The organism is Streptomyces sp. NPDC050617 (assembly GCF_040654795.1).
Taxonomy (GTDB): Bacteria; Actinomycetota; Actinomycetes; order Streptomycetales; family Streptomycetaceae; genus Streptomyces.
Genome location: NZ_JBFAIS010000006.1, coordinates 96,338 through 111,427 on the forward strand (window position 1 = coordinate 96,338; position 15,090 = coordinate 111,427).

Below are 15,090 nucleotides of genomic sequence, written 5' to 3' on the forward strand. Positions count from 1 at the left end.
TCTCCCTCGCGAAGCGGTGGCGCCGGTTATTTGAGTGCGTCCTCGCCGGGAATTTCGACGACCAGATCCGCGTATGCGGCGCCGGATTCGATCAGCCCCCAGCGCTGCATCCACGCATAGGACTTCTCGAACTCCTCGCGGGCGTACGGGGCCGGCTCCGCATAGCGCAGCCGGGGCAGGTGGAAGTCGTCCGGCGTGAGCACGCCGTGGAACTCCTCCGGCAGCGAGTCGATCAGGTAGTGCAGATACCGGCGCTTGTCGGCGTTGATATCGGCGACGGCACGGCCGATGGCGCGGTTGCAGGCCGCGTACACGGCGGGGTCGAAATCGGGCGCGGCCAGCTCCAGGCCCGCGTAGTGGGTCTCGATGACCTTCTGGAAGCCCTGCTTCTCCGCCAGTGCGATCCATGGCTCCGAGAGCGCTACGACCGCGGCCTCGCCCTTCTTGACGGCGTGGTAGCCGTCGATGGTGTGATAGCCGACCGTTTTGATCTCGGAGGGCGTCAGGAAACCCTCCAGCATCTGGATCGCGGCGTAGTGGTTGCCGTTGTGGAAGCTCACGGCGATCGGGGCGTCGGCGAGCGTCTGCGGGTAGGTGTACCGCGAACCGGGGGCCGCCATCAGGGCCATGACCGCGATGGAGGACCGCTTGCCGATGATCTTCGCGCCCCGGCGGCTGTCGTGGGCCCGCCGGATCTGCCCCCATTCACAGGCCCGGTACAGATCGACCTGGCCCTCTTCGAAGGGCACATGATTGCGAATGGAGTCGACGAGCTGATGGTCTTCGGCAGGCTCGGTGAGAGTCTGTTCGGCCCGATTCTTGACGAATTCCACTTCGATGTCCTCGGCCGCGAAGTAGCCGTGTTCCTCCGCTACCAGCCAAGGGAGTGCGAAAACCGCGGAGGGACCAATTCCTTCGGTGCGAACCGTAGTCGTCACGTCGACGATCTCCTTCTCACAAAGGGGGTTTCTCGCCCGGTCAGGCTAAACACAGCGGTGCGGCAGGAGCAAGAGGCTTTCTGCTCAACAGAATTCCTCCACACGTCATGTCCCGAGGCGCGCGGGAGTGGTCACGGGGCTGCGGATACAAAAGTCAAGGAATGTCGCCGGTCAGCGTCGTCAGGGCCGGTCCTCCGGTGGGTCCCCGGACGGGCGCGCGCGCCTGCCGGACCTTCAGCACCGCCTGCGCCCTGCCGGCTCCGAGCGCGAGGCAGACGGGATGTTCCGCGCCGGAGAGCAGGCCGAACAGGAAGCCCCCCGCGAACGCGTCGCCGGCCCCGAGCGCACTCGGGGCCGGGATGATCTCCTCGCCGGTCAGCAGATGGCGGCCGGCGGGGCCGTGCACGAGCGCCCCGCGGCTCCCCAGGGTGACGACGGCCAGCGTGCCGCGCCCGGCCAGTTCGGCCGCCGCGTCCTGTGCCGTCGCCCTGCCGGTGACCGCCGTGACCTCGGATTCGTTGCCGAGGACGATGTCCGCCCCGGCCGCCAGAAGGGCGTCGAAACGCTGCCGGTGCTCCAGGACCAGCCGCCGGTCCGAAAGGGCGAGGATCCGCGCCGCGCCGACGGCGGACGCGGCGGCCAGGGCGGCCCGCCCCACCTCCAGCCCCTCGTCGGAGGCGAGGAGATACCCCTCGAAGAGAACCGCGTCGCAGGAGAGCGGCCGGGCGAAGTGGGCCGCCACGCCGTCGCGCAGGGCCCGCAGCCGCCCCGGTTCGCCCTGCCAGATGAGGAAGGCCCGCTCGCCGTCGGGCAGGAGCAGCACCAGACATCGGCCGGTGGCGCCCGTCGCGCCGTGCGCGCCCGGCGGCAGCGGCACGCTCACGCCGCGCGCGGCGAGGTCGGCGCCGATCGCCCGCGCCAGGTCGTCCGTCATCGAGGCCGTCAGCAGCGACGCGTGCCCGCCGCTCGCCGCGAAGGCCACGCAGGTGTTGGCGGCGCTGCCGCCCGCCGTCGCCGCTCCCGGCCCGCCGGCGAGGCGCTCGACCGCGGCCTCCAGGGCCGCGCGGTCGCGGAACGCCGCCGTGCCGGGGGCGACGCCCAGCGCCTCGCACGCGCCCGGCCGTACCGCGACGACGATGTCGGCGAGCGCGTCTCCTACGGCGACCAGGCGCGGGCGGTCCATCAGAAGTGCTCCGCCAGCTCGGAGAAGCGGTCGATCCGGAGCAGGTGGTCGGGGGCTTCCGGCACGGGCTGCCGCTCCAGCACCCAGGTGTCGGGGTGCGGTACGTACACGGCGCGCAGCCCGGCCGCGAGCGCGGGCACGATGTCGGACTTCGGGGAGTTGCCGATCATCCAGGTGCGGTCGGCGTCGGCCTTGGCCTGCTCCACCACCGTGGTGTAGGTGTCGACGGTCTTCTCCGGGACCACGACGACGTCCTCGAAGAGCGGGGCCAGCCCGGACCGTTCGACCTTGGTGGTCTGCTCGTCGAACTCCCCCTTGGTCAGCAGGATCAGCCGGTGCCGGCGCCGGAGGTGCGACAGGGTCTCCCGCACTCCGGGAATCAGCACAGGCACTTGGTCGAGAATGCGGTCACCGAGCTCGGTGATGGCCTGGGCGTGGTCGACGGACGCCACTTGCGCGTGCACCTGCTCATAGCATTCGTGCAGGCTCCGGACGAAGCTCTTGGCGCCATAACCGTGCACCTTGCAGTTCGCGGTCTCGATCTCGTCGAGCATGGTGCGCAGTTCGGCGCGGGTCGTCCGGTCGTGGAAGACGAGGTCGATGAACTCCTCGATGGCACGCTCGAAATAGATGTTGTTCTCCCATAGCGTGTCGTCTCCATCGACGAGCAGACACTGGTTGACGATCAAGCTCAGCCCCCAACGGGTGATCACACGGAACTCGGGTGAAAGGCCATCTGCCGCGTCGCACAAGGGCATTCGCTGTCGCTGTTCGGCCTGGTGGGAAAATTATGCCTCACACGAGCTTCGGGATCACCTCGTTCGTCAACAGCAGGAATGAGCTGTGGCTGAGCGGAGCGCAGAGCAGGTAGTGCAGCCCTATCTGTTCCTGAAGGGCCTGAATCCGCTCGGCGACACGGGCCGGGCTGCCGTGAATGATGACGTCGTCCACATACCGTTCCACCGCGCTCCGGCGCGCCCCCTCGTCCTGAGGCGGCGATCCCGGCCGCAGCCGCTTCGAGTATTTGCGGCGGGAGGGATCGCTCATCGATCCCACGGTCCACTGCGCGCCGCGTACCGCGATTTCGCGTGCCTCTTCGTCCGTGGGGGCCACGGCGATCAGCCGCGCCATGGGGGTGACCCGCCCCTCCACGGAATGCCCCGCGTCCGCCAGCCCCGCGCGATAGGCCGCGTATTTGACGCCGATGTCCGCGTGGGTGGAATGCGGGTCCATGAGGATGGAGTAGCCGGCCGCCGCGGACCAGGCGATCGCGTCGGGCGACGAGGACGCCAGCCAGACCGGGGGGTGCGGCTGCTGAAGGGGCTTGGGCAGGACTTCCACGTCCTCGAAGGTATGGAATTCGCCGCGGTAGGTGAGGCGTTCGTCCTGCCAGGCGTGCAGCACGATGTCCACGTTCTCGCGGAATTTCGCGTAGCTGCGCTCCAGATCCAGGTCGAATACCTTGAACTCGCCGGGGTCGTTGCCGCGCCCCGCGCCCCAGTTGACCCGGCCGCCGGAGATGACGTCGAGCAGCGCGATCTCCTCGGCGAGGCGCAGCGGGTGGTACATCGGCGCCAGGGAGACGGCGGTGCCGATCCGCAGCCGCTCGGTCCGGGCGGCCACGAGGGTCCCCATGACGCTCACCGAGGGCGATACGGAATAGGTCGTGAAATGGTGCTCGGCCAGCCATACGGCCTCGTACGCCCCGGACCGCTCCATGATGTCGATGCGGTTCAGCGCCCGGTCGTAGACGGTGGACAGGGAGTGTTTCCTGCCCGGCCAGGAGAAGAACTGCAGCACGCCGAAGCGCAGCCGCTCCCGCGCGGACGCGGCATGGCCAGTCGTTGGGTTCATGGCAATCATCCGAGTTTCGAGGAGCGCTGATAGGAGACCTTGGGATCCGTGAGCACGTTCACGAGATAGGGCGCGTCCGCCGCGAAGGCGCGTCGCAGCGCGGGGGCGATGTCCGCCGGGCGTTCGACCGTCTCCCCGGCGCCGCCGAGCGCCTCGACGAGCCGGTCGTACCGGCACCCGGGCCGCAGATCGGCGGCGACGTCGCTGCCGTAGAGCTCGCGCATGGGGTGTTTCTCCAGCCCCCAGATGCCGTTGTTCCCGACGATCATGGCGACGGGCAGCCGATGGCGTACGAGGGTGTCGACGTCGCTCGCGGAGAAGCCGAACGCGCCGTCGCCGAGGAGCAGCGCGACCTGGCGGCCGGGGTGGCGCAGCCGGGCCGCGGCGGCGTATCCGACGCCGCTGCCCAGGCAGCCGTACGGGCCGGGGTCGAGCCAGTGGCCGGGGCGGTGGGAGTCCAGGAACTTGCCCGCGTACGACACGAAGTCGCCGCCGTCGCCGACGACGACGGCGTCCCGGTCGAGCTGCGCGCGCACCTCGCCGACCACCCGCGCGGGGTGGATGGGGGTGCTGTCGGAGCACAGTCGGGCTTCCTCGGCGCGGCGCAGGGCCCGCTCCCGCTCCTGGAGCCGCCCGATCCACTCCTCGTGGCCGCGGCGTTCGCCGCGCCAGGCCGCCATGGCGTCGAGAATGGCGGCGAGGTCCCCGGCCGGCGCCGCCGCCGTCGCCACGTGGGCCGCCCGCTGCGCGGGGTCGTCGACGATGTGCACGACCTGGGCGTCCTTGAACCGTCCGAAGGACAGGCGGAAGTCGAGCGGCGTGCCGACGACCGCGACGACGTCGGCCTCCGTGAGGGCGCGCCGGGCCCGGGCGAAGGCCAGTTCATGGTCGGCGGGGAGGCAGCCGCGCCCCTGCCCGTTCATGAACACCGGTACGCGCAGCTCCTCGGCGCAGTGGCGCAGCGCGTTCCAGGCGCCGCCCCACCAGACGTCGCCGCCCGCGACCAGGGCGGGCCGCTCGGCTCCGGCAAGCAGTTCGGCGGCCTTGCCGATCTCGTCCGGATCGGGCGAACTGGCTTGCTTCAAAGGTGCGTTGGCGAGGGCGACGGCCGCCCGGCGGTGAAGCACGTCGATGGGGAAGTCCAGGAAGACCGGCCCGCGGTGGGGACTCGTCGCCAGGGCCAGCGCGTCGCGCACCTCGTCGGCGATGCGGTCCGTCGCCGTGACCGTACGGGCGGCCTTGGTGACCGGCGCGACCATCGGTACGTGGTCCAGCTCCTGGAGGGAGCCGGAGCCCCAGCGGCGCTGAGAGGCCCGGCCGCCGAGCACGACGAGCGGTGAGCCGTTGAACCAGGCGCCCGCCATGGCGCTGATGCCGTTCGTGACGCCGGGCCCGGCGGTGAGCAGGGCGACGCCGGGGCCGCGGGTGAGCTTGGCGTACGCCTCCGCGGCGAAGACGGCGGTCTGTTCGTGGCGGACGTCGACGATGCGCAGACCGGCCTCGTCCGCCGCGTGCAGGAGGGAGAAGATATGGCCGCCGGAGAGCGTGAAGACGGTGTCCACACCGGCGTTCCGCAGGGCGGCTACGGCCAGTTCGCCGCCTTCTCCTTCGATGTCGAGGGCGGTGTCGGGGGCGCTGTCGGTGGCGGCATCGACGCCGATGTCGGCGTTCACGGGTTTCCCCCGGCCTGCGCCGCCCTCACCGTGCCGGCCGTCGTCAAGGTGCTGTACGAACTCGGGTGGTTCACGCTGCCCCCGGTGCCGCCGATGCCATTACGTCCGTACCGGCCGCGGTGTCGCGGCCGTCTTCGTCGCGCGGTGGTGCGGCTGCCTGCACGGGTCAGGCGCCCGTGTCGCCCGGCTCCTTCTCCAGTGCGCCGACATTCGGCGCGTCGACTTTCGGCGCGTCGGCCTCCGGTGCGCCGACTTTCGGCGCGTCGGCTTCCTGTGTGCCGACCCTCAGTTGGTGGAAGGGCGCGTCCCGGTCGGCTTCGGGCTCGCGGGGCAGCCCGAGGAGGCGTTCGCCGATCAGATTGCGCTGGATTTCGTCGGTGCCGCCCGCGATGGACAGCGACTGCACGGACAGCGCCATCTGCTGAAAGGCGCCCCCGGCGGTGGTCTCGCCGCCCGTCACCATGGCCTCGGCGCCCAGGAGCGAGAGGCTGATGTCGCGTGCCTCGCGGCCGAGCGCGGAGCTGACGACTTTTCCCAACGACGCCTCGGGGCCGGGTTTGCGGCCCTTTCGGCGCGCGGCACGGGCCTGCTGCACACGCATGCGGTTGGTCTCCGCCACCGCGTGCATGGCCGCGATCCGCTGGCGTACGAGCGGGTCCCGGTCCTTGCCGGTCTCCTGGGCGAGGCGGGTCATCGCGGCGGGCGTACGGACTCCGGGGACGGTGGGCCGCTCGCGCTCGGCGCGGCGGCTCTCCTCGATCAGGTCGCCGATCCTGCGGTCGAGCATGCCGCCCCGCCGGCCGGGCGAGGCGATGCGGGCGGGCCGGAGCACCCCGCCGCCGCCGACCTCCACGCGCTCGTACATGAGGGACGCCTGGGCCACCGGCCAGCCCTGGCCGAGGGCGCCGATGAGGTTCTCCGCGGGGACGACGACGTCGGTGAGGAAGACCTCGTTGAAGGTGGCGCGGCCGTTCATCTGGCGGATGGGGCGGACCTCGACGCCGTCCTGGTCGAGGTCGACGACGAAGTAGCTGATGCCTTTGCGCTTGGGCACGGAGGAATCGGTCCGGGCGAGGACCAGGCCGCGCTCGGCGGCCTCGGCCTCCCGCGACCAGAGCTTCTGGCCGTTGAGCACCCACCGGTCTCCGTCCCGGTCGGCGCGGAGCTGGAGGGCGGCGAGGTCGGAGCCGGCGCCCGGCTCGCTGAACAGCTGGCACCAGGATTCCGCTCCGGCGGCCAGCGCGGGCACCCAGCGCCGGCGCTGTTCCTCGGTGCCGAATTCGATGAGGATGGGGCCGCCGATCATCTGGCCGACGCCGCCGGGCGGTCCGAGCGCCCCGGCCCGGCCGATTTCCTCGGTTATGATCTTGGCTTCTTTGCGCTGTGTTTTCCGGCCGCCCATGCCGACGGGCCAGGTGGGAAATGCGAATCCGGCGTCCGCGAGCCGCTGCCACCATTCCCCGAGCAAGAGGTCGACCTGCCAGTTCTCCTTGAGCCAGGTCCGTACGTCGGCGCGCACTTCGTCCAAGAGATCGGAATTCTGGCCCTGGAACACGCGTCTCCCACCTCCGGGCGGCGCCGCCGGACGACGCCGAATGATCATTCAATCCCGTGGTCAACCGCGCTCAGCATACTCACGCACGGCCGGGTGACAATGGCGATCTTATCGATTTGGCTCATATCCGTCGGCGGCGTATTCGGGAATTGATCAATTTCCCGGCACCGGGCCGCTGAACTGCCTTCTTCTTCCCGGCGTCGGGATCAGGCCGGGAGCCGCCGCACGGAAACGCGCAGCAGCACGGTCCCCGCCACGCACACAAGCAGCACCGTGGGCACCACGGCCCACCAGCCGTCGGCCGCGAGCACCGCGAAACTGGCCATCGGAGGTCCGGCCAGCGAGCCCACGCTGCCCACCTGGGCCACGAGGCCGTTGGTGATGCCGATGTCGGCGGCGGTGGAGACGACCGCCGGGATCGTGGCGAAGACTGCGGCGACCACCAGTTCGTTGGCGATGGCCACGATCACCGCTCCGACGGCGCTCAGGGCGACGCCCGCCGAGCTGAGGAACGCGACGGCCGTGCCGAGCGGCATCAGCAGCGAGGCGGTGAAGACCCGGCGCACGGGCACGCCGCGGCGCAGCAGCCAGCCGCTGAGGAAGCCGCCGACCGTGCCGACCAGGGAGACGCCGCCGGTCAGGGTCCCGGCCTCGGCCGTGGAGACGGACAGTTCCTCGTGCAGATAGGTGGGGAGCAGGGAGACGACGGCGACGATCGATCCGCTGGCGGTGGCGAACCCCAGGGCGAGGAGCAGCGGCCGGGTGAGCCTGCGGACCCGCCGCTCCCCCGCCGCCGCGGACCGGTCCGCGGCGCTCTCGCCCTCCTCCGCGCCCTCGGCGCCGGCCGCCGCGAGGCGGGCGGACCGGCCGAGGACGACGGCGGCCACGGCGCCCATCGCGAGGAGCGTGACCGCGGCGATGGCCAGCCAGGTCCGCCAGCTGAACCAGGCGGAGAGCAGGCCGCCGGCGAAGAGTCCCAGCGCCAGTCCGACGGGGAAGAAGGTGCCCCACACGGCGAGCGCGGTGATGCGCCGGACGCCCCCGCCCATGGAGATGATCACCGCGGGCGCGGCGACCACCACGGCCACGTAGCCGAGGCTCTCCACCAGCCGCGTCGCCATCATCGAGCCGAAGCCGCCGGTCCGCGAGCCGAGGAAGCCGGCGACGGCCATGACGAGGCAGCCGGCCACCAGGGCCCGGCGGAGCGGGAAGCGCACCAGGAGGTAGCTCACCGGGATGCCGAACAGCGCGGCGACGGCCGTCGTGGCGGAGGTGACCAGCGACATCTGGTCGAGGGACAGCCCCAGCGCGCCCCGCAGCTGCACGGCGATGGGGGCCATTTTGCCGAGGCTCATGGCCGCGAGAATCCCGCAGCAGTAGACGAGGGCGAACCGCGACCAATAGCTCCACGAAAAGCTTGTCGGGGCCGACTCCGCCGGTAATACTCTCTGCGGAGTATCCGATTTCTTCTCTACGTCCAAGGCGGCGCGGCTCCTCCTTCGGCGAACCGGCTCATTTCCCGGTCGCGGACAGCTCGTTGGAGCGTATGGGAGCGCTACCCCGACAGCAAGGGGACACCTCGGACGGCCGCGCGCCACGGTCCCGGTGGCCTTGTTCAGCGGGTTGACGGCCGCCACCGGCTTGCCGCTACCTTGACGGAGGGCAATCCGCCCGGCCGCCGCACGGCCCGTCCGGCCCGGCCGTCGGCCGCCTGCCGACCACCTGCTGTTGACACAGGAGAGGTCATTCGAATGCCGAGCAGTCAGACCGGATTACCGCTCAAATACGGATTGAACCCCCAGCAGGCGCGGGCCATGGTGACAATGCCGGACGGCGGCCCCCTGCCGTTCTCCGTATTGAATGGCACGCCTTCCGTCGTCAATCTCCTCGACGCGCTCCAGGGCTGGCAGTTGGTGCGGGCGGCGAGCGCGGCGCTCGGGGCGCCCGCCGCGGCCTCCATGAAACACGTCTCCCCGGCCGGCGCCGCCGTCGCGGGCGAGACCGACGCGACCGCCCGCGCCACGTTCGCGCTGGACGCGCCGCTCTCGGACGTGGCGTCCGCGTACGCGCGGGCCCGCGACTGCGATCCGCGCTCGTCCTACGGCGACATGGCGGCCGTGTCGCATCCCGTCGACGCGGACACCGCGCGGCTCCTGGCCCGCGTCGTCTCCGACGGCGTCATCGCCCCCGCGTACGAGCCGGGCGTCCTCGCGACGCTCTCCCGCAAGAAGCGCGGCACGTTCCTGGTGCTGGAGATGGACCCCGGCCACGTACCGCCGCAGGAGGAGGTCCGGGACGTCTTCGGGGTGCGCCTCGTCCAGGACCGGGACCCCCTGACGATCGACGGCGCCGCACTGGGCGACGCGGAGGGTTTCACCGAGGAGCTGCGCCGGGACGCGGTGCTGGGGCTGATCGCGGCGCGGTACGCGCAGTCCAACTCGGTGGCGTACGTCCTGGGCGGGAAGACGGTCGGCATCGGCACGGGGCAGCAGTCGCGGGTGGACTGCGTGCGGCTGGCCGGGGAGAAGGCCGACCGCTGGCGGCTGCGGCGGCACCCGCGGATCACCGGCGGCGCGTTCCCGGCCGGCACGCCGCTCCAGGAGCGGGTGAACACCGTGCTGCGGACGGTCGACGAGCTCGACGCCGGTGAGCGCGCGGCGTGGCTGTCCCGCGAGGCGCCCTGCACGCTCGCCTCGGACGCCTTCTTCCCGTTCCGCGACAACGTGGACGTCGCCGCCGCGCACGGCGTGCGGTGCGTGGTGGAGGGCGGCGGATCGAAGCGGAGCGACGAGGTCGAGGCGGCCTGCCGGGAGCACGGCATCGTCCTGGTCCGTACGGGCCTGCGGCTGTTCTCCCACTGACCGCTCTCCCACTGGAACATTCCCCGAGGGCTACCGGACGGCGGCGGGCGGCGCGGCATGGCATCCGAGTTCCACGACATCGGCATAGACGACGCAATGGCGCGGCGCTCCCTCAAGTGGGGGCGGAACGGCCCCTCGGTGCTGGGCGCGTGGGTGGCCGAGATGGACTTCCCGCCGGCGCCGGAGGTCCGGGAGGCGCTGCACCGGGCGGTCGACCGCGGCGAGACGGGCTATCCGCTGCGCGACATCCGCACGGGGCTGCCCGCGGCCTGCGCCGACTGGCTGCGGGACAGCTTCGGCTGGTCCGTGCCGGCCGAGCAGATCTTCCTGGTGCCCGACATCCTCACCGGCGCCGGCCTGGGCATCGACGCGTACAGCCCGCCCGGGTCGGCCGTGGTCGTCCCGACGCCCGCCTATCCGCCGTTCTTCGAGATCGTCGAGGCGCTGGGCCGCCCCCTCGTCGAGGTGGCGCTGACGCCCGACGGCGGACGCCCGGCGCTGGACATAGAGGCCATCGGCGCGGCGCTGGCCGCGGGCGCGCGGACCGTCGTCCTGTGCAGCCCCCACAATCCGGCCGGGCGGGTGTTCACCCCGGCGGAGCTGACCGCCCTGCGCGACGTCGTCACCGCGCACGGCGCGCGGGTGATCGCCGACGAGGTACACGCGGGCCTGGTCTACCCCGGTCACCGGCACGTTCCGTACGCCTCGCTCTCCGCCGAGGCGGCGGCGCACACCATCACGGTGACGTCCGCGTCGAAGGCGTGGAACATCGCCGGGCTCAAGTGCTCCCAGGTCATCCTGACGAACCCTCAGGATGTGGTGCGCTGGCGTCAGTTGCCCTTCCACGCGCGGCACGGATCGAGCACGCTGGGCATCGTCGCCAATATCGCCGCCTACCGCGAGGGGGACGCGTGGCGGCGGCGCGCGGTGCGCTATCTGGACGGGAACCGCCAGTTCCTCGCCCAGGCGCTCGCGGCCGAACTGCCGGAGGTCGGCCACCGCTCGCCGGAGGCCACCTATCTGGCGTGGCTGGACTGCCGGGGCCTCGGCCTGGACGACCCCGGCGGCTATTTCCTGCGGCACGCCAAGGTGGCGCTGAGCGACGGATCCGTGTTCGGGGCCGCCGGACGCGGCTTCGTACGGCTCAACTTCGCCACCTCGCGCCCCCTGCTCCAGCGCATCGTCACCGCGCTGGTCAAAGCCGCGCGGGAACGCCCGTGAGCGCGTCGAGACCTGCCCGGACCGGCGGATATACGGAGGAAACGGTGACCGACACGGCAACGGACCCGGAGCGCGGCTCGTCCGCCGGCGACGCGACGGAGGTGGTCTTCGCGGTGGACGGGGAAACGGTCCGCCCCGTCCTCGACGTACGCGAATCCCTCCTCGACGTGCTGCGCGAGCGGCTGGCGCTGACGGGTGCGAAGAAGGGCTGCGACCACGGCCAGTGCGGCGCGTGCACCGTGCATGTCGACGGCCGCCGAGTGCTGGCGTGTCTGACCCTCGCCCTCCAGGTCCGGGGCCGGGCGGTGACGACCGTCGAGGGGGTGGCCGCGCCGGACGGCGCCCCGCACCCGCTTCAGCAGGCGTTCATCGACCATGACGCGCTCCAGTGCGGCTACTGCACGCCGGGCCAGATCATGTCGGCCCTGGCGTGCGTGGCCGAGGGCCACGCCGGGGACGACGACGAGATCCGGGAGTACCTCAGCGGCAACCTGTGCCGGTGCGGCGCGTATCCGGGGATCGTGGCCGCGGTCCGCGAGTACGCGCGCGCGACGGCGGACTGAGCCGATGCGCCCCTTCTCCTACCGCGCGCCCGCGACCGTCGCCGAGGCCGTCGCCGCGCTCGCCGAGGGCGGGCCCGGCGCGCGCCTGCTGGCCGGCGGGACGAGCCTGTACGACCTGATGAAGCTGGGCGTGGAGGCGCCGTCGGCCGTCGTGGACATCGGGCGGCTGCCGGAGCTGACGGGGTTCGACACGTCCGGCCCCGACGAGCTGGTCTTCGGCGCCTGCGCGCGGATGGCCGACGTCGCCGAGGACGCGGTGCTGCGCGCCGGCTATCCGGCGCTGGCCGAGTCGCTGGCCCAGGCCGCCTCGCCGCAGGTGCGGAACATGGCGACGGTGGGCGGCAATCTGCTCCAGCGCACCCGGTGCGGCTATTTCCGCGGCGGACCGGCGTTCCCCTGCGACAAGCGGCGGCCGGGCAGCGGCTGCGCGGCCCGCGGCGGCCTCGACCGGGGCCACGCCGTGCTCGGCGCGGGCGGCGCCTGCACCGCCGCCTACCCCGGCGACTGGGCGGTGGCGCTGCTCGCCTTCGGCGCCCGGCTCGACCTGTACGGGCCCCATGGCGCCCGTACGATCGCGCTGGCCGACCTCCACCGGGACCCGGCCGACGCCCCGCACCTGGAGCACACCCTCGGCGCGGGCGAACTCATCGTCCGCATCCGCGTCCCGGCCACCGCCGCCGGACGCGCTTCCGTCTTCCACAAGGTCCGCGACCGCGAGTCCTTCGCCTTCGCGCTGGCGTCCGCGGCCGTGGTGCTCGCCCTCGACGGCCGGGGCCGGGTCGCGGACTGCCGGATCGCGCTGGGCGGCGTCGCCACGCGACCCTGGCGCGCCGAAGCGGCCGAACGGGTCGTCATAGGAGGCCCGTTGACGCGGGAGAGCGCCGTGCGCGCGGGCGAGGCCGCGTTGGCCGGCGCCCGGCCGGGCTCGCACAACGCCTTCACGATCCGGCTCGGGGCGCGGGTCGTCGCGCGGGCGCTGCGTACGGCCGCGGAACGGAGCGCCTCATGAGCGCCGCGGCCCCCGACGCCCCGCTCCCCCGTGTCGACGCCTACGAGAAGGTGACCGGCGCGACCCGCTACAGCGCGGACCGCACGCCGCCCGGCCTCGCGTACGCCGCCCTCGCCGTCGCGACCGCGGGCAAGGGCCGCGTCACGCACGTCGAGACCGCCGCGGCCCGTGCCGTGGACGGCGTGCTGCTGGTGCTGACCCGCTTCGAGGAGCACGAACTGCGCCCCGCGGGCTACCGGTTGAGCGGCGGCTACGGCTTCCAGACCCTCCAGCCGCTGCTGGACGACCGTATCGCCTACCGCGGCCAGCCGATCGCGCTGGTCGTCGCCGAGTCCCTGGTCGCGGCCGCCGAGGCGGCAGCGCTGGTCGGGGCGCGGTACGAGGAGAAGCCGGTGGCCGTGACGCTCGACGCGCCGGGCGCCGAGACGCTCGGGCAGGCGGCGGCCCTGCCGCAGCCGATGTTCGCGGACACGGCGGTGGGCGACGCCGACGCGGCGTTCGCGCGGAGCCCGGTGCGGTTCGACGCGGAGTTCGACGTCGGCGCGCAGCACCAGGTCCCGATGGAGCTGCTGGGCACGGTCGTCGAGTGGCGCGGCGACGACCTCGTCGTGCACGAGTGCACGCAGAACTCGGGGGCGGTGCGGCACGGCCTGGCCCGCCAGCTGGGCATCGACCCGGCCCGTGTCCGCGTGGTGTCCCCGCAGGTCGGCGGCGGTTTCGGGCAGAAGACGTGGCTCCAGTCGCATGTCGGCCCGCTGGCCGTCGCCGCGCGCCGGCTCGGCAGGCCGGTCAAGCTCGTGGTGGACCGGACGCAGACGTTCCACGGGAGTACGTTCCGCCCCGCGAGCCGCCATCGGATACGGCTCGGCGCCGACCGGTCGGGGCGGCTCACGGCCGCCGTCCACGAGACGCGGCAGCAGACGTCGCGACACGACCTGTTCGCCTCCGACTTCACGTCGGTCACCGCGCGCATGTACGGGATCGCGGACTTCCGGGGCCATCAGCGGCTGACCCGCACCGATGTGCAGACGCCGGGGTTCATGCGCGCCCCCTTCGAGCACGCCGCCGTGTTCGCCCTCGAATCGGCGGTGGACGAGATCGCCTGCGCCACGGGCCGCGACCCGGTGGCGCTGCGCCTGGCGAACGACACGGGCACCGACCCCGTGACCGGGCGGCCGTTCTCCTCCCGCCATCTCGCCGCGTGTCTGCGCCGGGGCGCGGAGCGGTTCGGCTGGGCGGCCCGCCCGCCGCGGCCCGGCTCGATGCGCGCGGACGACGGCGCCCTCGTCGGGTGGGGCGTCGCCGCCGGCGCGTACCGCGCCTCGGCGGGCCCCGCCGTCGCGCGGCTGCGGCTGGCGGCCGACGGCACGGTCGCCGTCGAGGTGTCGGGGCACGAGATGGGGCAGGGCCTGCGGACCGCGATCGCCCGTACCGTCGCCCTGGACCTGGGGATCGCGGCCGCGCGCGTACGGATCGGGGTCGGCGACACCGGCGGGGTGCCGCAGCACCTGACCGCCGGTTCGTGGGGGACGGCCACGGCGCTGCCCGCGGTCCACGCCGCGCTGCGGGAGCTGCGGGCGCGCCTGGGGGCGCCGGACGAGGGGCCCCTCGATACGGTCGCGGCGGCGGCTTCGACGGCTGCCGCGGGGCGGCCGGAGACCGTGGTGGAGGCGGTCTCCCTCCCGCCGGGCCAGTCCGCGCGGGCCGCCGACCGGCTGCGGGCGGGGCTGCCCGCTCCGGCCGGGCCGGAGTATCCCGGCTTCACGGCGTTCAGCTTCATCGCCCATTTCGCGGAGGTCCGCGTCGAACCGGATATCGGGCGGGTCCGGGTGGCGCGGGTGGTGAGCGTCGTGGACTGCGGCCGGGTCGCGAGTCCGGTGACCGCCGCCTCGCAGATCCGCGGGGGCGTCGTCTGGGGCATCGGGGCGGCGCTGCGCGAGCGCAGCGAGCCCGATCCCCGCTTCGGCGGGTTCCGGAACGCCGATCTGGCCGAGTACGTCGTCCCGGTCAACGCCGATGTCGGACGGATCGACGTCGAGTTCATCGACGTGCCCGATCCGCTGGTCAACCCGCTCGGGGTGAAGGGGTGCGGCGAGGTGGCGCTGGTGGGGGTGGCGCCCGCCATCGTCAACGCGATCCATCACGCGACGGGGCGGCGGCACCGGGCGCTGCCCGTCCGGGTGGAGGACGTGCTCGCGTAGCGGAATGGCTGGTTCGTGGAGAACGTGCTCGC

12 protein-coding genes are annotated in these 15,090 nt (G+C 72.8%); 5 read left to right on the top strand and 7 right to left on the bottom strand.

The features are described from left to right. Positions 1–26: 26 nt before the first annotated feature. From AB0I49_RS10635 to AB0I49_RS10665, 7 genes are all read right to left on the bottom strand, one after another. On the bottom strand, positions 27–938 hold the full coding sequence (locus AB0I49_RS10635) for an ABC transporter substrate-binding protein (protein WP_363226501.1): 912 nt from the start codon (positions 936–938) through the stop codon (positions 27–29). 154 nt (positions 939–1,092) lie between these two features. After that, entirely contained in the window at positions 1,093–2,121 is a 1,029-nt protein-coding gene (locus AB0I49_RS10640; protein ID WP_363226502.1) for a PfkB family carbohydrate kinase, read from the bottom strand. Further along, a complete protein-coding gene (locus tag AB0I49_RS10645; protein ID WP_363226504.1) occupies positions 2,121–2,810 on the bottom strand; it encodes an HAD family hydrolase in 690 nt (229 codons plus the stop codon). The genes AB0I49_RS10640 and AB0I49_RS10645 overlap by 1 nt, the downstream gene beginning before the upstream one ends. Positions 2,811–2,916: 106 nt before the next feature. Then, positions 2,917–3,975, bottom strand: coding sequence for an LLM class flavin-dependent oxidoreductase (locus tag AB0I49_RS10650; protein ID WP_363226505.1), 1,059 nt, complete (start codon positions 3,973–3,975; stop codon positions 2,917–2,919). 5 nt (positions 3,976–3,980) lie between these two features. Continuing rightward, positions 3,981–5,648 (bottom strand): acetolactate synthase, encoded by a 1,668-nt coding sequence (locus AB0I49_RS10655; protein WP_363226506.1) that lies wholly within the window; start codon positions 5,646–5,648, stop codon positions 3,981–3,983. Positions 5,649–5,814: 166 nt separating this feature from the next. Then, positions 5,815–7,203, bottom strand: coding sequence for an acyl-CoA dehydrogenase family protein (locus AB0I49_RS10660; RefSeq protein WP_363226507.1), 1,389 nt, complete (start codon positions 7,201–7,203; stop codon positions 5,815–5,817). A 206-nt stretch (positions 7,204–7,409) separates the two neighbouring features. Continuing rightward, positions 7,410–8,840, bottom strand: a complete 1,431-nt coding sequence (locus AB0I49_RS10665) for an MFS transporter (protein WP_363226508.1) — start codon at positions 8,838–8,840, stop codon at positions 7,410–7,412. 114 nt (positions 8,841–8,954) lie between these two features. Here AB0I49_RS10665 and AB0I49_RS10670 point away from each other — a divergent pair, with 114 nt between their 5' ends. The 5 genes from AB0I49_RS10670 to AB0I49_RS10690 all read left to right on the top strand — a co-directional run bounded on the left by AB0I49_RS10670 (position 8,955) and on the right by AB0I49_RS10690 (position 15,058). Next, positions 8,955–10,064, top strand: coding sequence for a phosphoribosylaminoimidazolecarboxamide formyltransferase (locus AB0I49_RS10670; RefSeq protein WP_363226509.1), 1,110 nt, complete (start codon positions 8,955–8,957; stop codon positions 10,062–10,064). Positions 10,065–10,121: 57 nt separating this feature from the next. Continuing rightward, positions 10,122–11,285: a MalY/PatB family protein gene (locus tag AB0I49_RS10675; protein WP_363226510.1), complete on the top strand. Its 1,164-nt coding sequence runs from the start codon at positions 10,122–10,124 to the stop codon at positions 11,283–11,285. A gap of 101 nt (positions 11,286–11,386) precedes the next feature. Continuing rightward, positions 11,387–11,848 carry a (2Fe-2S)-binding protein gene (locus tag AB0I49_RS10680; protein ID WP_363226708.1) on the top strand — a complete coding sequence of 154 codons (462 nt, stop codon included), beginning with the start codon at positions 11,387–11,389 and terminating at the stop codon, positions 11,846–11,848. Between the two features lie 4 nt (positions 11,849–11,852). After that, a complete protein-coding gene (locus AB0I49_RS10685; protein WP_363226511.1) occupies positions 11,853–12,857 on the top strand; it encodes a xanthine dehydrogenase family protein subunit M in 1,005 nt (334 codons plus the stop codon). Further along, the gene (locus AB0I49_RS10690) at positions 12,854–15,058 is read left to right on the top strand and encodes a xanthine dehydrogenase family protein molybdopterin-binding subunit (RefSeq protein WP_363226512.1); all 2,205 of its coding nucleotides are present in this window, start codon (positions 12,854–12,856) and stop codon (positions 15,056–15,058) included. The genes AB0I49_RS10685 and AB0I49_RS10690 overlap by 4 nt, the downstream gene beginning before the upstream one ends. Positions 15,059–15,090: the final 32 nt, after the last annotated feature.